This window comes from Caballeronia sp. S22, from assembly GCF_964261745.1.
Classification (GTDB): domain Bacteria; phylum Pseudomonadota; class Gammaproteobacteria; order Burkholderiales; family Burkholderiaceae; genus Caballeronia; species Caballeronia jiangsuensis.
Genome location: NZ_OZ180035.1, coordinates 921876 through 942422 on the forward strand (window position 1 = coordinate 921876; position 20547 = coordinate 942422).

The window sequence follows — 20547 nt, forward strand, 5'->3', positions numbered from 1 at the left end:
CGCCGTGACGTTTGGGGGAGGACTGCATGTTCGCGCCAAAGCTGAATCCGAACGACAAGCTGGATGTGGCGCCCGTTCTGATCGTAGGCGCCGGTCCGACGGGCCTCGCCGCCGCGATGAGTCTCTCTCGCGCGCACATCCCGGTCAGGCTCGTCGACAAGGCGCGCGAGCCGTCGCCGTATTCACGCGCGATCGGCATTCAGGCGCGCACGCTCGAACTCTTCGAGCAGCATCGCGTGGTCAAGTCGTTTCTCGAACTCGGCCATCGCGCGCGCGTCGCGAATCTCTATTCGAACGGGCAGCGCCTCGCGCGCCTCGACTTCGATCCTTTGCAGACGCGTTATCCGTATCTGCTCTTTCTTGAGCAGTCGCAAACCGAACGCTTGCTCGCGGAGCATCTGGCGACTCAACATGTCGATGTCGAGCGCGGCGTCGAAGTGGTCGATGTCTCGCAAGGATCGGCAGGCTTGCAGGCGAGGCTGCGTCATCCGAACGGACGTGATGAACTCCTGCGGCCTTCGTATCTGATCGCGGCGGACGGCGCGCACAGTTTCGTGCGGCATCGGCTGGGCATCGGTTTCGACGGCAAGACGTTCGATCAAACGTATCTGCTCGCCGATCTCCAGGCCGACTCCGACTGGCCCGACGACGAATTTCATATCTTCGCGTCGGGCGAGGGCCTCGCCGCGCTCTTCCCGATGGGCGGCGACCGCGCGCGCCTGATCGCGGACATGCCGGCGCCAGCCGCGAATGCCGTCAACGCGGCTGGAACGAAAGCCGGCCCGACGCTCGATGAATGCCGCGCGCTCGTCGAGCGGCGCGTGCATCACAAGATCGCGCTGTCGAACCTGACGTGGTCGTCGTACTTTCACCTGAACAGCCGCATGGTCGACAAGCTGCGCATGGAGCGCGTGTTTCTCGCGGGCGATTCGGCGCACGTGCATAGTCCGGCTGGCGCGCAGGGCATGAACACCGGCATTCAGGAGGCGTTCAATCTCGGCTGGAAAATCGCGCGCATGCTCGCGGGCGGCGCGCCCGAGCGGCTGCTCGACAGCTATCACACGGAGCGGCATCCGATCGAGCGCGACGTGCTGCGACAGACGAGCATGCTCACGCAGATGGCCGGCGCCGAGCACGGCCCGATGAAGCTGATGCGCGAGCATGTGATGCCCGCTCTCGCCGCGATCGGCCCATTGCGCGACGCGATGCGGCGCACGGTGAGCGAACTGTCGATCAACTATCGCAAGAGCCCGCTCACGCTGGAGCGTCTGCTCGATGGCGGTCCACGAGCGGGCGAGCGCGCGCCCGATGCACGCGTGCATGTCATCGACGGGCCGCTCGGACGGCTGCCCGGCGTCGGCTGTCTCTACGATCTGCACGATCCCGGTTGCTTCTCGCTCTTTCTGCTTCTGAATCCGTCGGGCGAGGACGACATCGCGCTTGCGCCCGCGACCATCACCGTCGCGCACGCGATGCGCGACCCGGACCTCGACGGCTTCGTGAAAGCCCTCGAAAACATCATGCCGAACGCGGTGCGCGTCTGGCGCATCACCGATACGCGCGGCGAGGGCGCGAATTCGCTCACCGACAACTACGGCCGCACGCGTCCGGCGTTCTATCTCGTGCGTCCCGATGGCTATATCGCCGCGCGCGGACGGGCGCCATCGGATGTGCATGGGCTGCTGCGTCACTGCGAGACGTGGTTCGGCGCGCAGGACACGAGCACCGAGCGGCAGCCGGAACGCGAATATCGCGAGGATTAAAAAAGCCCTGCGGTGCAGGGCTTGGGTCCGTTTCGTGAACGACGTCAGGCGGTCGCTGTCTTCGGCTGCAGATCCGCCTTGTGCAGATTGAGCGCCTCGCGCAGGATCGGCTCCATCGATGCGCTCGCCTCCGGATCGTCGAGCGCGGCGAGAATCGCGAGCCGCATGCGCGGTTCCCAGAAGCGGCGAATGTGATCCGCGATGCTGTCGATGGCTTCGGCGCGGTCCGGCATCGAATCGAAGAATTCGCCGATGCGGTTCGCCATCTCGATCAGGTTATCGACGTCCATTTCTTATTTTCCTGAAGTGGTCGTGGCGAGATTGAGCAACTCGAGCTGCTGCGTGTTGAAGCGCGAGTACTCCTTCTGCCATTGCGACGGCTGTTCCACCGGCATCACCTGCACCGCCGTCACCTTGTACTCCGGACAGTTGGTCGCCCAGTCGGAAGAGTCCGTCGTGATGACGTTCGCGCCCGATTCCGGGAAGTGGAACGTCGTATAGACGACGCCCGGCTGCATGCGCTCGGAAATCTTCGCGCGCAACACCGTCTGCCCGGCGCGCGATTCGATGCCGACCCAGTCGTCCTGCTTGATGCCGCGATCTTCCGCGTCGACCGGATGAATCTCCAGGCGGTCCTCGTCGTGCCATTGCGAGTTTTCGGTGCGCCGCGTCTGCGCGCCGACGTTGTACTGCGACAGGATGCGCCCGGTCGTGAGCAGCAGCGGATACTTGCGCGTGACTTTCTCCGGCGTCGCGATGAACTTCGTGATGACGAAGCGTCCCTTGCCGCGCACGAATTCGTCGATGTGCATCGTCGGCGTGCCGTCCGGCGCTTTCTCGTTGCACGGCCACTGAATGCTGCCGAGCTCGTCCAGCCGCTCGTACGAGACGCCGTGGAAGGTCGGCGTGAGACGCGCGATCTCGTCCATGATTTCGGACGGGTTCGCGTAGTTCATCTCGTAGCCGAGCGCGCGAGAGAGCTTGATCGTCACTTCCCAGTCGGAGAGGCCCGGCAGCGGCGGCATCACCTTGCGCACGCGCGAGATGCGGCGTTCGGCGTTGGTGAAGGTGCCGTCCTTTTCGAGGAAGGTCGAGCCGGGCAGGAGAACGTGCGCGTACTTCGCCGTTTCGTTTAGGAAGATGTCCTGCACGACGATGCATTCCATCGACGACAACGCATCCGCCACGTGCTGCGTGTTCGGGTCCGACTGGACGATGTCCTCGCCCTGGCAGTAAAGGCCCATGAACGTGCCGTGCATCGCGGCATCGAACATGTTCGGGATGCGCAGACCCGGCTCCGGCTGAAGCTTCACGTCCCACGCTTCTTCGAAGAGCGCGCGCGTTGCCGCGTCGCCGATATGCCGATAGCCCGGCAGTTCGTGCGGGAACGAGCCCATGTCGCACGAACCCTGCACGTTGTTCTGGCCGCGCAGCGGATTCACGCCGACGCCTTCGCGGCCGACATTGCCCGTCGCCATCGCCAGGTTCGCGATGCCCATCACGGTGGTCGAGCCTTGCGCGTGCTCGGTCACGCCGAGGCCGTAATAGATCGCGCCGTTGCCGCCCAGCGCATAGATGCGCGCGGCTTCGCGGACCTGTTGCGCGGGCACGCCGGTGACGGCTTCCATCGCCTCGGGCGAGTTCTCTTCCTTCGCGACGAAATCGCGCCACTGCCCGAACGCGCGCTCCTCGCAGCGTTCGGCGATGAAATCTTCCTTCAGCAAGCCTTCCGTGACGATCACGTGCGCGAGCGAGTTGACCATCGCGACGTTCGTGCCCGGGCGCAATTGCAGGTGATATTGCGCTTTCACGTGCGGCGTATCGACGATATCGATGCGGCGCGGATCGATCACGATCAGCTTCGCGCCTTCACGCACGCGGCGCTTCAGACGCGAGCCGAAGACCGGATGGCCGTCGGTCGGATTCGCGCCCATCACGATGATCACGTCCGATTGCTCGACCGATGCGAACGTCTGCGTGCCCGCCGATTCGCCGAGCGTCGCCTTGAGGCCGTAACCCGTCGGCGAGTGGCAGACACGCGCGCAGGTATCGACATTGTTGTTGCCGAACGCCGCGCGCACGAGCTTCTGCACGAGGTACGTCTCTTCGTTCGTGCAGCGCGACGACGTGATGCCGCCGATCGAATCGCGGCCGTACTTGTCCTGGATGCGGCGGAATTCGCTTGCTGCATAGGTGAGCGCTTCGTCCCACGACACTTCGCGCCACGGGTCGGTGATCTTCGCGCGGATCATCGGCTTCTTGATGCGATCCTTGTGCGTCGCGTAACCCCATGCGAAGCGGCCCTTCACGCAAGCATGACCTTCGTTCGCCTGGCCGTTCTTGTTCGGCGTCATGCGCACGACGGTGTTGCCCTTCATCTCCGCCTTCAGCGAACAGCCGACGCCGCAATACGCGCACGTCGTGATGGCCGAGTGTTCGGCCTGGCCGAGCATGATGACGGTCTTCTCTTGCAGCGTCGCGGTCGGGCACGCAGCGACGCAAGCGCCGCACGACACGCATTCCGACTCCATGAACGGCACGTTCTCGCTTGCCGCGACGCGCGATTCGAAGCCGCGTCCGGCGATCGTCAGCGCGAACGTGCCCTGCGTTTCCTCGCAGGCGCGCACGCATCGATTGCAGACGATGCACTTCGACGGATCGTAGGTGAAGTACGGATTCGACTCGTCCTTCTTGTCTTTCAGATGGTTCGCGCCTTCATAGCCGTAGCGCACTTCACGCAAGCCGACGACGCCCGCCATGTCCTGCAATTCGCAATCGCCATTGGCGGGGCAGGTGAGGCAATCGAGCGGGTGATCGGAGATATAAAGCTCCATCACGTTGCGGCGCAGCGACTGCAGCTTGTCGGTCTGCGTGCGCACTTTCATGCCCGCTTCGACAGGCGTCGTGCACGAGGCCGGATAACCGCGCTTGCCCTCGATCTCGACGAGGCACAGACGGCACGAACCCCACGGCTCCAGAGAATCCGTCGCGCAGAGTTTCGGCACGTTGACGCCGGCTTCGATCGCGGCGCGCATCACCGATGTGCCCGCGGGCACCGTGACGGATTCGCCGTCGATTTCCAGCGTCACGTCGATATCGGCGTGACGCAGCGGCGTGCCGTAGTCGGTTTCGTCGAGCGGATCGCGGCGCTGCACCGACGCCGCGCTCTTGCACGCGCAGTTGCCGGAACCGCAGCCGTTGATGGTGTTGGACATTGTCGTCTCCTTGTTCTATGCCGCTTTCTGTGCAGGCGTGCGGGGCAGCCCGAAGTCCTCGGGGAAGTGATCGAGCGCGGACATCACCGGGAACGGCGTCATGCCGCCCATCGCGCAGAGCGAGCCCGACACCATCGTGTCGCACAACTCGCGCAGAAGCGTGATTTGCTTCACCGACGTATCGCCTTCACGAATCTTCGCGATGACTTCCTCGCCGCGCGTCGAGCCGATGCGGCACGGCGTGCACTTGCCGCACGATTCGAGCGCGCAGAAGTGCATCGCGTATTGCGCGAGTTCGGCGAGGTTCGAGGTGTCGTCGTGAACCACGAGTCCGCCGTGCCCGACCACCGCGCCGACCTTCGCATATTCCTCGTAGTCGAGCGGAATGTCCCACTGGCTTTCCGGCAGATACGTGCCGAGCGGCCCGCCCACTTGCACCGCGCGCGCCGGACGGCCGCTCGCGGTGCCGTCGCCGTAGGTGTAGAGCAGTTCGCGCAGCGTCACGCCGAACGCCAGTTCGACGAGCCCGCCTTGCTTCACATTGCCCGCGATCTGGAAAGGCAGCGTGCCGCGCGAGCGGCCCATGCCGAAGTCGCGATAGAAGGCCGCGCCCTTCGCGAAGATGATCGGCACGGTCGCGAGCGTGATGACGTTGTTGATGACCGTCGGCTTCCCGTACAGGCCGGTGAGCGCCGGCACCGGCGGCTTCGCGCGCACGATGCCGCGCTTGCCTTCGAGCGATTCGAGCAGCGCGGTTTCTTCGCCGCACACATACGCGCCCGCGCCCTTCGCGACATACAGCTCGAATGCATGCGACGTGCCGAGCACGCTCGCGCCGAGCCAGCCCGCGTCGCGCGCTTTGTCGATCGCGCGATTGAGCGTCGCGATCGAATGCGGATACTCGCTGCGCACGTAGATGTAGCCCTTGGTCGCGCCCACCGCCACGCCCGCGATGATCATGCCTTCGATCAGCATGTACGGATCGCTTTCCATGACGAGGCGGTCGGAGAACGTGCCGGAGTCGCCTTCGTCTGCATTGCAGACGATGTACTTCTGATCCGCATACGCGCCGCGCACCGTCTTCCACTTGATGCCCGCGGGAAACGCCGCGCCGCCGCGACCGCGCAGGCCGGAATCGAGCAGCGCCTGGCAGACGGCGTCGCCGTTCATGTCGAGCACCTGGCGCAATCCTTCGAGGCCGCCGAGCGCGGTGTAATCGTCGATGGACAGCGGGTCCGTGATGCCGATGCGCGCGAACGTCAGGCGCTGCTGGTTCTTGAGATACGGAATCTCGTCGACGACGCCGACGTTCTTCTCGTGCGCCTTGCCCTCGTGAAAGCCGGCATCGAAGAGCGCGGCGACATCGTCGGCTTCGACGTTCGAATAGCCGATGCGCCCATCCGCCGTCTCGACTTCGACGAGCGGTTCGAGATAGAAAAGCCCGCGCGAACCGTTGCGCACGAGTTGCACGTCGATGCCGCGCTTTTCCGCTTCGCTCGCGATGGTTTCAGCGACGCCCTGCGCGCCCAGCGCGAGCGCGGCGGAATCGATGGGAACGTAAATGCGCGTCATGCCGTCACCTCCGCGACCTTCGTTTGCGCCGCGGCGTACAGGCGGTCGAACTTCGCCGGTGTCACGCGCGCGTGCAATTCACCGTTGATCATCATCGACGGAGACAGCGCGCATTGACCGAGGCAGAACACGGATTCGAGCTCGGTGTCTTCGGCATGACCGCTGTCGAAGCGGCAACCCGTGTGTCCTTCGATGTGGTCCTTCAACGCTTCCGTGCCCATGCTGCGGCACGCTTCCGCGCGGCAGAGCTGCACGGTCACGCGGGCGGGCGGGGCGGAACGGAAGTGATGATAGTAGGTGATCACACCGTGGACTTCTGCGCGCGACAGCGATAGCGCCTGCGCGAGCGGCGCGATGGCCGTCTCGGGCACGTAGCCGACTTCGTCCTGGATGGCGTGAAGAATGGTCATCAACGTCGCGTCCTGTACCGCGTGGCGACGGACGAGTTCAGCGGATGCAGCGGCGGAAAGCTGCGGATGTGTCATGGGGCTCCTCCAACACTCGGCATATGTTTTGTCGGTACATATTTACGTCGATATAATTACGGGTGCCGAGCCTGTATAAGAACAATAGGCGTCGTGATATATCTTGGCAATAGGATGGGGGAGTGCATATGGTGGACGTCGAATGCCGGGCCGAATTGGTCCTGCGGGACGCCGATGGCCGGGAAACCAGTCTCAGCGCGGTTGTGCCGCTTTTACAGCTCGTCGCACAGACGGGCAGCATCGCGAATGCCGCGAACGCTAAGGGTTTGTCCTATCGGCATGCGTGGGGTTTGTTGCGCGAAATCGAAGCGCGGCTTGGCGGCGCGCTCATCACGAAATCGCGCGGGCGCGGCTCGGTGCTTTCCGAACTAGGCGAATCGGTTTTGCGTGCGCAACGGGTTTGCGGCGAGCGGCTCGAAGCGCCGCTGCAGGCGGTGGCGAACGATGTCGCCGTTGAGTTGAACCGGCGCCTCGCGGGCGGCATCACGCAGGTGCGAATTCACGCGTCGCATGGTTATGCGGTCGCGACGCTCGTGCGCGCGCTCGGCGATCAGCGCGTGCCGGTCGATATCAAGTATCGGGAGAGCGCCGAGGCGGTGAGTGCGCTCGCACGCGGCGAATGCGAACTGGCGGGGTTCCATTTGCCGATCGGCGAATTCCGCTCGACGTGCGCGGAGATCTATCGGCCGTATCTGGACCGAAACAAGCATCAACTGATACGGCTCACGCGCCGCACGCAGGGTCTTTTTCTGCCCAAAGGCAATCCAAAGGGCATCTCAGGTTTGCGCGATCTCGCGCGCAGCGACGTGCGCTTCGTCAATCGCCAGCCGGGTTCGGGCACGCGCATGCTGCTCGATTTGTCGTTGCGTCGCGTGGGCGTCGATCCGGACCAGATCAATGGCTATGCGACGACCGAACTGACGCATTCGGCGATCGCCGCGTTCGTCGCCAGCGGCATGGCCGATCTCGGCTTCGGCGTGCAACCGGCGGCGCAGCACTTTGCACTCGATTTCATACCGATCATCGACGAGGACTACTTCTTCGCTTGCGAACGCGCGCGGCTCGACGAGGCGCGGCTTGCCTCCGTGTTGCGCATCTTGCGCAGCCCGGGGTTCACCGACAGCGTCGCTCATCTTGAAGGCTATGATCCGGCGCATTGCGGCTCGCTCGTCGATGTCGACGAAGGCTTGCGCGGGTGAAGTAAGCGCGTGAGGCGCACCGGAAACGCGCGGTAAGAGAGCGGGGCGGGCATAAAACTGCCGCCGGCGGCGAATTGGGTTAACCTAACGGCTTGCTGTCGACTTTACTGCTCTGAGCGCGATTCTCCGCGCGATATACCGCCATGAAACTCTCGTTGCTTGCTTGTTCCTCCGCCGCGCTCATCGCTGGCGCGGCGTATCTGGTTCCAGTCGCCTTTGCGCAGAATTCCCCGGGCATGCCGGGCGGGGTCCTGCAAGACGAATTCCGCTTCAATGCGCATCCGCAGATGCAGTTCGCGGCGTCGGCGCCGTCGGATAAGTATCAGAAAGGCAAATCGGCGATGCGCCGTCGTGGCGACGACGGCGATCCTAACGGCTGCAATTTGAAGTGTCCGAAGGATGGGACGAACTGAGTGGTCTCACGCCGCCCCGAGGCGTCTTTGGCCGCTGCCGAAGGCGCACGCGTCGAAACGGTTGTTAACTGACACAAGGCAACGGTATTAGGACCGCTCCGATTCGGCCGATACCTGTCGCCGCTTATTCTCTCGGGCGTAGCGGAGGTCGTCTCTGTCCGAGCTACGTCTCTCAAGGATGTTTGCCCCGCCTCGCGCGGGGTTTTTTTCGTCTTCTCGCCGGCAAAGAAAAACCCGCGATGCTTGCGCAATCGCGGGTTTTTAGCGGGTGTTCTGGTGGAGGCGGCGGGAATCGAACCCGCGTCCAGAAGCGCTCTACGAACAGTTCTACATACTTAGTTCTGTCTTTTGATTTAACCATAACGACGCGGACGAACACGCTGCGTTACGGCGATTCACTAATTTTTCGACCTTGGCGTCGTGACGCCGCAAAGGCTTATCTGACGTATATGACCTCTCGTGGCATTGCTACCCTAACCCGTCAGCGAATTAGTGAGAGGACGGCGGCCCTTAGGCTGCCAGTGCGAACGTATCGTCGTTTGCAGTTACGATTTTCCCATTGATTAACGAGGTGACGGGTCCTCGGTATGCCCTGACCGCTTCACAACCCCTGTCGAAACCAGGTCGCCCCCGAAACGGAATAAGGATTATCCCACGAAACACGATGTGAGGCGAACGGCGCAGTTTTCAAGCCGCCTGTTTCGCCTCGCCACTCAAGCGATGTCGCGCAACAAGTGCTGAAGTTCTTCCGTCGAATCGACCACGTGATTGGCGTGCCAGCGACGTGGCGGAATGTCGTCGCCGCAATAGCCGTAGGCGGCCGCCACGGTGATCATGCCCGCGGCAAACCCCGCCTGCACGTCGCGCAGATCATCGCCGACATAGACGATGCGCTCCGGCGCGACATCCAGCAATTCCGCCGCATGCAGGAGCGGCGCGGGGTGCGGCTTCGAATGCGGCGTGGTGTCACCGCAGACGAGGCAGCCGGCGCGCGTATCCAGCCCCAGCAAGCCGACGAGCGGCGCGGCGAAGCGCGTTGCCTTGTTCGTGACGATGCCCCATCGCACGCCGCGCGCATCCAGTTGATCGAGTATCTCCGCGATGCCCGGAAACAGCGTCGTCTCGATGCACAGATCGGCCTCGTAGTTCGCGAGAAATTCGTCGCGCATCGCGGCGAAATCGTGGTGCTCGGGCCCGATCTCGAACGCGCCGCCGAGCAGTCCGCGCGCCCCCGCCGACGCATAGGGCCGCAGCGTTTCGAGCGGCCGCATCTCGAGGCCGCGGTCGTGCCGCATCTTGTTCACCGCGGCGACGAGATCGGGCGCGGTGTCGGCGATGGTGCCGTCGAGATCGAACAGCACGGCCTGGCACAACCCGAGACCATCGCCCTCGGCCAGGCGCTGGGGCAGGGGAGTCGTTTCTTCGGGCAGGGGCTTGGTATCGATGGTGCCCGTGGACAAGGGATCGTCGTTGATCATGGCGTCAGGCTTCGCGGCGGCAAGCCATCATGTAGTTGATGCTCGTGTCGTTTGACAGGCCGAAATGCTTTGAGATCGGCCGATACGTGATGCCTTTGATGTCGACCGTCAAAAGCGACGCCGCGCGCGCGAACGTGGCCAGCTCCGACGGCTTGATGAAGCGCGCGTAATCGTGCGTGCCTCGCGGCAGCATGCGCGCGATGTATTCCGCGCCGATCACGGCAAAGAGGTACGCCTTCGCGTTGCGATTCAGCGTGGAGAAAAACACCCAGCCGCCCGGCTTCACCAGCGCGGCGCACGCGGCGACGGTGCCCGCGGGATTCGGCACGTGTTCGAGCATCTCCATGCAGGTCACGACGTCATACGAACCGGGCTCGCGCGCAGCGAGTGCTTCAGCCGAGATCTCTTCGTACGCGACTTCGACACCGCTTTCGAGACTATGCAGATCTGCGACCCCAAGCGCGCTCGACGACAGATCGATGCCTTTCACGTTCGCGCCGCGCGTGGCCATAGACTCGGACAGAATGCCGCCGCCGCAGCCGATATCGAGAACACGCTTGCTCATCAGATGCGCGTGCGTATCGATCCAGTCGAGCCGTACCGGGTTCAGTTCATGCAGCGGCTTGAACTCGGCGTTCGGGTCCCACCAGCGATGCGCGAGCTCGCTGAATTTCTGCAGTTCGTGGGGATCGACATTGGTCATGTTCGGAAGTGCCTTTTTGAGTCGTGAATCGATTAGGACCGAGTATATAGGCGCCGCAATGGGCGGGCAAAATGCGGGATAGATGAAGCCTACCCGAATCGGCGGCTCATTAAGCGAATGCCCAAAAGGCTTCAGGCATAAAAAAACCCCCGCCGAGGCGGGGGTTTGATCTGCGGCAATCCAACTCGCGATTACTGTTGCGGCTGACGCGTCGTGCCGACAACTTCGATCTGCACGCGACGATCCGGCGCGAGGCAGGCGATGAGTTGCTTGCGATTCTTCTGCTGGCAGCTGTTGCCCGTGACCGGGTCGCGCTTGCCCTTGCCTTCCGTGTAGATACGGTTGGCTTCGATGCCCTTGCTGACCAGGTAAGCCTTCACAGCTTGCGCACGGCGCAGCGACAGACGATCGTTGTACTTGTCCGAACCGATGCGGTCGGTGTAACCCGTTGCAACCACGACTTCGAGGTTCAGCGCGCCGATCTTCGATGCCAGATCGTCAAGCTTTTCCTTACCAGCCGGCTTCAGGACTGCCTTGTCGAAGTCGAACAGAGCGTCAGCCTGATAGGTGACCTTCTGGCTCTGGATGACCGGGGGCGGCGGAGCGACCGGTGCCGGCGGCGTCGGTGCTTGCGCGACCAGCGCGCCATCGCACTTTGCGTTTGCCGTAGCCGGGGTCCAGAATGCGTCGCGCCAGCACAGTTCGTTCGTGCCGTTCATCCACACATACTCGCCCGTGCCGTTCACCCAGTTGTCGTTCACAGCTTGTCGCGAGGCCGGCACCGACTGTGCCGAGGCCGATGCAGCCATAACTGCGGTAGCTGCAATGAACGCGAGCTTTGAAAGTTTATTCATATTTCTCCTCTCGAAATTGAGATTACCGCAGGTTTACTGCGAGCCTGTAGACGAAGACAAGTCATACATTGCTCGAAGTATAACATTCCCTACGGAACAAAACGCGCTGTATAGACTTCGAGCAATGTCTAAGTTTGTGCGTTGGCATTTTGCCATATCGTTCCCTTGCAACGATAAAAATATCCCCGCACGCTGTACGCCCGCAACCTTATGTGGTGCATGCGCAACAAGAAAGGGACAGGAGACGGTCAAGGCTGAAGAAGGCGCGAAACGTGCGCACATTGCGTGCCCGAGAGCGATTTCCTGCGAGTTTTTATCGTCGGTGTTTTTGCGTCTGGCAAAACGACGAGGCGGCATGATAGCCCGCGCACATGTCGAATTGACGGAATGCGTTCCCCGGTTTTTGTAAGTAATTGGTACAGCATTGCACATTGCGAATTCTCGCTGCGCATTCCGGTTTCGCGCTCGACACACACTGTATGTATACAGCGTGCGTCCGGGCACAAATGTCGCGCATGGTAGAATCTCCTGATGCGCTGCGTTCGCACGCATAAAAAGGCATGCGCTGCATATGCAGCGCGCAGCGTACGTCGGCTACGCGCCACGCCGGCACATGTCGCGCGGCCGGCGGGCGAGTCCGCGAAATCACCGCGCGCGCTGCCGTGTCGCCGCTGCAAAGTTCAAGACACGGATAATGGATCAATTCGCCAAAGAGACTCTGCCAATCTCCCTTGAGGAGGAAATGCGCCGCTCGTATCTCGATTACGCGATGAGCGTGATCGTCGGGCGCGCGCTTCCCGATGTCCGCGATGGCTTGAAGCCGGTGCATCGTCGGGCGCTCTACTCGATGCACGAGCTGAACAACGACTGGAATCGCGCGTACAAGAAATCGGCGCGTATCGTCGGCGATGTCATCGGTAAATACCATCCTCACGGCGACGCGTCCGTTTACGAGACGATCGTTCGCATGGCGCAGCCGTTCTCGCTGCGCTACATGCTGGTGGACGGCCAGGGCAACTTCGGTTCGGTCGACGGCGACAACGCCGCGGCGATGCGTTACACCGAAATCCGCATGGCGAAGATCGGCCACGAGTTGCTGGCCGACATCGACAAGGAAACCGTCGACTTCGGTCCGAACTACGATGGCAGCGAAAGCGAGCCGCTCGTTCTCCCGGCGCGCATTCCCAATCTGCTGATCAATGGCTCGGCCGGCATCGCGGTCGGCATGGCGACGAACATTCCGCCGCACAACCTGCGCGAAATCGTCGACGCCTGTCTGCATCTGCTGAACACGCCCGAGGCCACCGTCGACGAGCTGATCGAGATCGTGCCGGCGCCGGACTTCCCGACGGCCGGCATCATCTACGGCGTCGCGGGCGTGCGCGACGGTTACCGCACCGGGCGCGGTCGCGTCGTGATGCGCGCGGCCACGCACTTCGAAGAGATCGATCGCGGTCAGCGTCAGGCGATCATCGTCGACGAGATTCCGTATCAGGTGAACAAGCGCACGCTGCTCGAGCGCATCGCCGAACTCGTCAACGAGAAGAAGCTGGAAGGCATTTCCGACATCCGCGACGAGTCCGACAAGAGCGGCATGCGTGTCGTGATCGAACTGAAGCGCGGGGAAGTGCCGGAAGTCATCCTGAACAATCTGTACAAGCAGACGCAGCTTCAGGACACCTTCGGCATGAACATGGTCGCGCTCGTCGACGGCCAGCCCAAGCTGCTGAATCTGAAGGAGATGATCGAGTGCTTCCTGTCGCATCGACGGGAAGTGCTGACGCGGCGCACTGTATACGAACTGCGCAAGGCGCGCGATCGCGGGCACGTGCTCGAAGGTCTCGCCGTCGCGCTCGCGAACATCGACGACTTCATTGCGATCATCAAGGCCGCGCCGACGCCGCCGATCGCGAAACAGGAGTTGATGGCGCGTCCGTGGGACTCGTCGCTCGTGCGCGAAATGCTCACGCGCACCGAGACCGAGGCTTCGGGCGGCCGCGTCGCCTATCGTCCGGAAGGGCTGAATCCGGCATATGGTCTCCAGGAAGACGGCCTGTATAAATTGTCGGATGTCCAGGCGCAGGAAATTCTGCAGATGCGCCTGCAGCGCCTGACCGGGCTCGAGCAGGACAAGATCGTCGGCGAATATCGCGAGGTGATGGCGCAGATCGCCGATCTGCTCGACATCCTCGCGCGGCCGGAGCGTATCCGCCAGATCATCGTCGATGAGCTGGGCCAGATCCGCGCCGAATTCGGCGACGACCGCCGCTCGCGCATCGAAATGAACGCGACGGAGCTCAACACCGAAGACCTGATCACGCCGACGGACATGGTCGTGACCATGTCGCACTCGGGCTACGTGAAGTCGCAGCCGCTTTCCGAATACCGCGCGCAGAAGCGCGGCGGGCGCGGCAAGCAGGCGACGCAGATGAAGGAAGACGACTGGATCGACACGCTCTTCATCGCGAACACGCACGATCACATGCTGTGCTTCTCGAACCGCGGCCGCGTGTACTGGATCAAGGTGTACGAAGTGCCGCAGGGCTCGCGCAATTCGCGCGGCCGTCCGATCGTCAACATGTTCCCGCTGCAAGACGGCGAGAAGATCAACGTCGTGCTGCCGATCAAGGAATTTTCGGCGGACAAGTACGTGTTCATGACGACCGCGCTCGGCACTGTCAAGAAGACGCCGCTCGAAGCATTCAGCCGTCCGATGAAGAAGGGCATCATCGCGGTCGGTCTGGATGACGGCGACTACCTCATCGGCGCGGCGATCACCGATGGCGAGCATGACGTGATGCTGTTCTCGGACGCGGGCAAGGCCGTACGTTTCGACGAGAACGACGTCCGCGCGATGGGCCGGGAGGCACGCGGCGTGCGGGGCATGCAACTGGAAGACGGGCAGCAGGTCATCGCGATGCTGGTCGCGGGCGGCGAGAATCAGTCGGTGCTTACGGCTACCGAGAACGGCTACGGCAAGCGCACGCCGATCAACGAGTACACGCGTCACGGCCGCGGCACGAAGGGCATGATCGCGATCCAGACATCGGAGCGCAACGGCCGGGTCGTCGCCGCGACGCTCGTCGAGCCGGAGAGCGAGATCATGCTGATCACGACTTCGGGCGTGCTTATCCGCACGCGTGTTTCCGAAATCCGCGAAATGGGCCGTGCAACTCAAGGTGTTACACTCATCAGCCTTGACGAGGGAACGAAGTTGTCGGGACTGCAGCATATCGCCGAGGCGGAAGCCGAGGCCGAACTCGAGGCAGACGCCGGTTCGGACGACTCTGCCGCCAAGCCCGGAGACGCGGAAAATGATGAAGGCGGAGAAAGCGCCTGATATTTTTTGTGTCGCGGGTCTCTCGTTATCGCTTTTGAAAGCTCGGATTAGTTAAGCTGCGCGACGTGAGTTCGTTATCGACGTCAGGCGAGGCCGGCGTCGGAAAACGGGCAAAAGCTCGTCGCCAGTGCTGAACTGGATATTTTTTACAGGGAGTAATGATGCAAGGACGTTTCAAGCAGTGGATGTTGCTGGCCGCTTTCGTGCCGACTATCGCGATGGCTCAGTCGCTTCAGAACCAGGCGCCCGCACAGTCGGCCGCACCGGCGGCCGCAGCAGCACCGGTTGATCCGGCCAAGCAAGCCGCGATCAAGGACCTGCTCGACGCGATCGATGCGCAGAAGCTGGTCGGCGCGATCGGTAACAGCGCACAGATGCAATCGAAGCAACTCGTGCCGGCGATCCTCTCGGACGCGCTCTCCGAGAACAAGACGCTGAACGACAAGCAGAAGCAAGCCGCTGTTCCGTCGCTGCAAAAGAATGCAGTGCCGAAGCTGGTCGATTCCGCTGGCCAGGTCTTCGCAACGGACGCATTCCGCAAGGACGCGATGCAGGCTCAGTACGACGCGTACGCGAAGTACTACTCGACCGACGAGATCAAGGATCTGACCAACTTCTACAAGAGCCCGACCGGCCGCAAGTTCATCCAGGTTCAGGACCAGGTTGGCCGCGACGTCGTGAACGGCCTGATGCAGAAGTACATGCCGCAAGCCATCAAGGCAACGCGTACGCAAGCCGATCAGGAAGTGGCGAGCGTCAAGCCGAGCGCCAAGTAAGCGCGGCCTCGGTCTGACCGGAATCCGCAGGACGGCGCTTGCCGTCCCTTGCATTGGCGGGTTTTCAGGACAGTGCGATAATGGCTGTTTGCGCAAGACGCGCAAACAGCCATTTCTTTTTGGACGTGAGAACGCGGCCTTCGTTTGATCCGCCATTCATCCGCGTCTGCAAATCGTATTTCCGGGATCTCCAGATGCGCGTGTTCAATTTCTCCGCCGGCCCCGCCGCCATGCCAGAAGAAGTTCTGAGGCAAGCCGCCGATGAAATGCTCGACTGGCAAGGCAGTGGCATGAGCGTGATGGAAATGAGCCACCGCGGTACGGAATTCATGTCGATCCACGAGGCTGCGCTCACCGACCTGCGCGATCTGCTGAAGGTGCCCGCGTCGCATCGGATCCTTTTTCTGCAGGGCGGCGGCATCGGCGAAAACGCGATCGTGCCGATGAACCTGCTCGGCAACAAGCAGACCGCCGACTTCGTCGTGACCGGTTCGTGGTCGACGAAATCGTTCAAGGAAGCGCAGAAATACGGCACGCCGCATCTCGCGGCCAACGGCAAGACGGAAGAAGGTTTCACGCGCGTTCCGGCCTTCAGCGAATGGAAGCTGTCGGACGATCCGGCCTATGTGCATCTGTGCTCGAACGAAACCATCGACGGCGTCGAAGCCTTCGAGATTCCCGACCTGGGCGACATTCCGCTCGTCGCCGATGCGTCCTCGCACATCCTGTCGCGCCCGATGGACATCGCCAAGTACGGCGTGCTCTTCGGCGGCGCGCAGAAGAACATCGGCATGGCGGGCGTAACCGTCGTGATCGTGCGTGAAGACCTGCTCGACCGCGCGCTGCCCATCTGTCCGTCCGCGTTCGAGTGGAAGATCGTCGCGGAAAACAACTCGATGTACAACACGCCGCCGACCTACGCGATCTATATCGCGGGCCTCGTCTTCAAGTGGCTGAAGAAGCAGGGCGGCCTGGAAGCGATCGAGGCGCGCAACGTCGAAAAGGCGAAGCTGCTGTACGACACCATCGATTCCAGCGATTTCTACGTCAACAAGGTCGAGCGTCAGAACCGTTCGCGCATGAACGTGCCGTTCTTCCTTGCCGACGAATCGCGCAATACCGATTTCCTGGCCGGCGCGAAGGCGCGCGGGCTGTTGCAACTGAAGGGCCACAAGTCCGTCGGCGGCATGCGGGCATCGATCTACAACGCGGTGCCGATCGAGGGAGTCAACGCTCTCGTCGATTACATGAAGGAATTCGAGCGCACGAGCGCTTAACGGCGCGACGCTCACTCAACCGCACAAGCTCAAGCACCGCATGGACGACGATCTCAATTCAAGACTCAAACCGCTGCGCGAGCGCATCGATGTGCTCGACGCGCAGCTCATCGCGCTGTTGAATCAGCGCGCATCGGTCGCGCTGGAAGTCGGCGAAGTGAAGAAGCATTTCAATGCGCCCGTGTTTCGCCCGGAGCGCGAGATGCAGGTCATCGCGCGACTGCAGGAAATGAGCGACGGGCCGCTCGCCGATGAGCACATCGCGTCGATCTGGCGCGAGATCATGGCCGCGAGCCGCGCGCTCGAACAGACCATCAGCGCGGCGTTCCTGGGTCCCGTCGGCACGTACAGCGAACAGGCGATGTTCGAATACTTCGGGCATTCGATTCAAGGCGTGCCGTGTCCATCGATCGACGAAGTGTTTCGTGCCGTCGAAGCGGGCGCGGCGCAGTACGGCGTCGTGCCGGTCGAGAATTCGGCGGAAGGCGCGGTGTCGCGCACGCTGGATTTGCTGTTGCAGACGTCGCTTCTGATCGGCGGCGAGCTTGCACTGCCGATCCATCACAATTTGATGACGGCGTCCGGCACGCTCGATGGCGTGAAGCGCGTATGCGCGCATCCGCAGGCGCTTGCGCAGTGTCAGCGCTGGCTGAGCGCGAACGCGCCGCATCTGGAGCGGCAGGCGGTGTCGAGCAACGCGGAGGCCGCGCGCATGGCGGTCGATGATCCGACGGTCGCGGCCATCGCAGGCGATCGCGCCGCGACGCATTACGGCCTTGGCGTTGTGTTCTCGATGATCCAGGACGATCCGCACAATCGCACGCGTTTCGTGATCGTCGGCAAGCAGCCGACGGATTCGAGCGGCCACGATCAGACGTCACTCATCGTCACGGTGGAGAACGAGTCCGGCGCGATGTACAAGCTGCTGGAGCCGCTTGCCAAGCACGGCGTTTCGATGACGCGCTTCGAATCGCGCCCGGCGCGCTCCGGCGCGTGGGAGTACTACTTTTATATCGACATCGAAGGCCATCGCGACGATGCCGCCGTGGCCGGCGCGCTGGAGGAACTGGGGCGCAAGTCCGCGTTCCTGAAAATCCTCGGCTCATATCCGCGGGCGCGCTGATTGGCTCATCGCCGCTGCGATGAATCGCGGCGGTTCGTTTCACCTTGCGTCGGACGACGCGCTCTTATCGATGTCCCGTGGCTGCGTTCTCATTCAATAAACTGGTTATCTTCGGCGTCGGTCTGATCGGCGGTTCGCTTGCGCGCGCCTTGCGTGAGCGCTCGGGGCTCGCGGGTCGTGTGGTCGGGGTGGGGCGTTCGGCTGCGTCGGTCGAACGCGCGCTCGAACTCGGCGTGATCGACGAAGCCGCCGCGCTCGGCGACGACACCGCGCTCGCGAACGCGCTTCAAGGCGCGGACGTGGTGCTGCTCGCCGCGCCCGTCGCGCAGACCGAGCCGTTGCTCGCGCGGATCGCGCCGTTTCTCGACGCGCGCACCATCGTCACCGATGCGGGCAGCACGAAGACGGATGTCGTCGCTTCGGCGCGGCGGGCGCTGGGTGAGCGCATCGCGCAGTTCGTGCCGGGGCATCCGATCGCCGGGCGCGAGTCGAGCGGCGTCGAGGCCGCGTTGCCCGATCTGTACGTCGATCGCAATGTCGTGTTGTGCCCGTTGCCCGACAACGCAGCGGACGATGTCGAGCGCATCGCGTCGATGTGGCGCGCGACCGGCGCGTGCGTGCGCGAGATGAGCGAGGCGCAGCACGATCGCGTGTTTGCATCGGTGAGTCATTTGCCGCACGTGCTGTCGTTCGCGCTCGTCGATCAGATTCTCGATACGCCCGATGCCGACCTGAAATTTTCGTTCGCCGCGGGCGGCTTCCGCGATTTCACGCGCATCGCGGCTTCGAGCCCGGAAATGTGGCGCGATATCTGTCTCGCGAATCGCGCCGCGCTGCTCGCCGAACTCGACGACTACACGGCCGTGCTCGCGCGGTTTCGCGCGGCGATCGACGCATCGGATGGCGCGGCGCTCGAAGCGGCGTTCGCGCGCTCGCGCGTGGCGCGCAAAGAGTGGCAGGAACGCGGCGGCATCAAGCCATCCAGCGACATCGCCGCGAAATAAGCTGTGACCCAAGGAACCACTATGGAACATCTCGATCTCGGACCTTTCTCTCGCGCGTCCGGCACCGTGCGCCTGCCCGGCTCGAAGAGCATTTCGAACCGCGTGCTGCTGCTCGCGGCGCTCGCGAGCGGGGAAACGTCCATCACGAATCTGCTCGATTCCGACGACACGCGCGTCATGCTCGCCGCGCTCAAAACGCTCGGCGTCGCGGTGCGTGAGGATGGCGAGCGCGTGATCGTCGACGGGACGGGCGGCGCGTTTCCGTCGAAATCGGCGGAGCTGTTTCTCGGCAACGCGGGCACGGCGGTGCGGCCGCTGACGGCGGCGCTCGCGGTGAACGGCGGCGAATACCGCGTGCACGGCGTGCCGCGCATGCACGAGCGGCCGATCGGCGATCTCGTCGACGGGCTGCGTCAGATCGGCGCTGCGATCGATTACGAACTGAACGACGGCTTCCCGCCGCTGCGGATTCACGCCGCGAAGATTGCGATCGACAAGCCGGTCCGCGTGCGCGGCGACGTGTCGAGCCAGTTTCTGACCGCGCTCCTGATGACCCTGCCGGTCGTCGTCGGCCGAAACGGTCCGGTTGCGATCGAGATCGAAGGCGAGCTCACGTCGAAACCGTACATCGACATCACGATCCGCTTGATGGAGCGCTTTGGCGTGACCGTCGAGCGCGAGGGCTGGTCGCGTTTCACGATTCCGGCCGGCGCGGGCTACAAGTCGCCGGGCGCGATCATGGTCGAAGGCGATGCGTCGTCCGCGTCGTATTTCCTCGCGGCGGGCGCGATCGGCCACGGGCCGGTGCGCGTGGAAGGCGTCGGGCGTTCGAGCATTCAGGGCGACGTCGGCTTCGCGGACGCGCTCAATCGCATGGGCGCGAACGTGATGATGGGTGAGGACTGGATCGAGGTGCGCGGCGTCGAGTCGGACGACGGCAAGCTCGCGCCCATCGACATGGACTTCAATCTGATCCCCGACGCCGCGATGACCATCGCCGTGGCCGCGCTGTTCGCAAGCGGCACGACGACCTTGCGCAATATCGCGAGCTGGCGCGTGAAGGAAACCGACCGCATCGCCGCGATGGCGACCGAGCTGCGCAAGGTCGGCGCGACCGTGGAAGAGGGCGCGGACTTTCTCGTCGTCACGCCGCCGGCGAAGCTCACGCCGAACGCCGCGATCGATACCTACGACGATCACCGCATGGCGATGTGCTTCTCGCTCGTCAGTCTCGGCGGCGTGCCGGTGCGCATCAACGATCCGAAATGCGTGAACAAGACTTTTCCGGACTATTTCGAGCGTTTCTCGACGCTCGTGAAAGCGTAATCGGAGCGCTGTACCGTGA

Annotated in this window: 16 protein-coding genes and 1 other RNA gene; 9 read left to right on the forward strand and 8 right to left on the reverse strand. The window is 63.1% G+C overall.

Annotation, left to right across the window (positions count from 1 at the left end):
• Positions 1 to 26 precede the first annotated feature (26 nt).
• The gene (locus ACEN42_RS04340; RefSeq protein ID WP_250483927.1) at positions 27 to 1763 is read left to right on the forward strand and encodes an FAD-dependent monooxygenase; all 1737 of its coding nucleotides are present in this window, start codon (positions 27 to 29) and stop codon (positions 1761 to 1763) included.
• A gap of 44 nt (positions 1764 to 1807) precedes the next feature.
• Here the strand turns inward: ACEN42_RS04340 and ACEN42_RS04345 are convergent, their stop codons facing one another.
• Genes ACEN42_RS04345 through ACEN42_RS04360 form a run of 4 tightly spaced genes read right to left on the reverse strand, consistent with a single transcriptional unit; the run spans position 1808 to position 7035 of the window.
• On the reverse strand, positions 1808 to 2053 hold the full coding sequence (locus ACEN42_RS04345; RefSeq protein ID WP_187605861.1) for a formate dehydrogenase subunit delta: 246 nt from the start codon (positions 2051 to 2053) through the stop codon (positions 1808 to 1810).
• 3 nt (positions 2054 to 2056) lie between these two features.
• Entirely contained in the window at positions 2057 to 4978 is a 2922-nt protein-coding gene (gene fdhF / locus ACEN42_RS04350) for a formate dehydrogenase subunit alpha (protein WP_371880729.1), read from the reverse strand.
• A 15-nt stretch (positions 4979 to 4993) separates the two neighbouring features.
• Positions 4994 to 6550, reverse strand: coding sequence for a formate dehydrogenase beta subunit (locus tag ACEN42_RS04355; RefSeq protein WP_371880730.1), 1557 nt, complete (start codon positions 6548 to 6550; stop codon positions 4994 to 4996).
• Positions 6547 to 7035 carry an NAD(P)H-dependent oxidoreductase subunit E gene (locus tag ACEN42_RS04360; protein ID WP_035503185.1) on the reverse strand — a complete coding sequence of 163 codons (489 nt, stop codon included), beginning with the start codon at positions 7033 to 7035 and terminating at the stop codon, positions 6547 to 6549. Before ACEN42_RS04360 ends, ACEN42_RS04355 begins: the two co-directional genes overlap by 4 nt.
• A gap of 128 nt (positions 7036 to 7163) precedes the next feature.
• Between ACEN42_RS04360 and ACEN42_RS04365 the strand changes: the two genes are divergently transcribed.
• Together ACEN42_RS04365 and ACEN42_RS04370 are read left to right on the forward strand one after the other, a co-directional pair.
• A complete protein-coding gene (locus ACEN42_RS04365) occupies positions 7164 to 8234 on the forward strand; it encodes a substrate-binding domain-containing protein (RefSeq protein WP_035503187.1) in 1071 nt (356 codons plus the stop codon).
• A gap of 143 nt (positions 8235 to 8377) precedes the next feature.
• Positions 8378 to 8647, forward strand: coding sequence for a hypothetical protein (locus ACEN42_RS04370; RefSeq protein WP_035503189.1), 270 nt, complete (start codon positions 8378 to 8380; stop codon positions 8645 to 8647).
• Between the two features lie 274 nt (positions 8648 to 8921).
• Here the strand turns inward: ACEN42_RS04370 and ssrA are convergent.
• The 4 genes from ssrA to ompA form a co-directional block, all read right to left on the reverse strand.
• Positions 8922 to 9279, reverse strand: a transfer-messenger RNA (tmRNA) gene (gene ssrA, locus ACEN42_RS04375).
• 81 nt (positions 9280 to 9360) lie between these two features.
• Positions 9361 to 10125 carry a phosphoglycolate phosphatase gene (gene gph, locus ACEN42_RS04380; RefSeq protein WP_051626909.1) on the reverse strand — a complete coding sequence of 255 codons (765 nt, stop codon included), beginning with the start codon at positions 10123 to 10125 and terminating at the stop codon, positions 9361 to 9363.
• 4 nt (positions 10126 to 10129) lie between these two features.
• Entirely contained in the window at positions 10130 to 10828 is a 699-nt protein-coding gene (gene ubiG / locus ACEN42_RS04385; protein ID WP_371880731.1) for a bifunctional 2-polyprenyl-6-hydroxyphenol methylase/3-demethylubiquinol 3-O-methyltransferase UbiG, read from the reverse strand.
• Positions 10829 to 11019: 191 nt separating this feature from the next.
• Entirely contained in the window at positions 11020 to 11682 is a 663-nt protein-coding gene (gene ompA, locus ACEN42_RS04390; RefSeq protein ID WP_035503193.1) for an outer membrane protein OmpA, read from the reverse strand.
• Between the two features lie 694 nt (positions 11683 to 12376).
• Between ompA and gyrA the strand changes: the two genes are divergently transcribed.
• The 6 genes from gyrA (at position 12377) to aroA (ending at position 20528) form a co-directional block, all read left to right on the forward strand.
• Positions 12377 to 15022 (forward strand): DNA gyrase subunit A, encoded by a 2646-nt coding sequence (gyrA, locus tag ACEN42_RS04395; protein WP_371880732.1) that lies wholly within the window; start codon positions 12377 to 12379, stop codon positions 15020 to 15022.
• A gap of 161 nt (positions 15023 to 15183) precedes the next feature.
• Positions 15184 to 15798: a DUF2059 domain-containing protein gene (locus ACEN42_RS04400; RefSeq protein ID WP_187606125.1), complete on the forward strand. Its 615-nt coding sequence runs from the start codon at positions 15184 to 15186 to the stop codon at positions 15796 to 15798.
• A gap of 194 nt (positions 15799 to 15992) precedes the next feature.
• Positions 15993 to 17075 carry a 3-phosphoserine/phosphohydroxythreonine transaminase gene (serC, locus tag ACEN42_RS04405; RefSeq protein ID WP_371880733.1) on the forward strand — a complete coding sequence of 361 codons (1083 nt, stop codon included), beginning with the start codon at positions 15993 to 15995 and terminating at the stop codon, positions 17073 to 17075.
• Between the two features lie 40 nt (positions 17076 to 17115).
• Positions 17116 to 18198 (forward strand): prephenate dehydratase, encoded by a 1083-nt coding sequence (pheA, locus tag ACEN42_RS04410; protein ID WP_371880734.1) that lies wholly within the window; start codon positions 17116 to 17118, stop codon positions 18196 to 18198.
• A gap of 77 nt (positions 18199 to 18275) precedes the next feature.
• Positions 18276 to 19202, forward strand: coding sequence for a prephenate dehydrogenase (locus ACEN42_RS04415; protein WP_371880735.1), 927 nt, complete (start codon positions 18276 to 18278; stop codon positions 19200 to 19202).
• A gap of 21 nt (positions 19203 to 19223) precedes the next feature.
• The gene (aroA, locus tag ACEN42_RS04420) at positions 19224 to 20528 is read left to right on the forward strand and encodes a 3-phosphoshikimate 1-carboxyvinyltransferase (RefSeq protein ID WP_371880736.1); all 1305 of its coding nucleotides are present in this window, start codon (positions 19224 to 19226) and stop codon (positions 20526 to 20528) included.
• Positions 20529 to 20547: the final 19 nt, after the last annotated feature.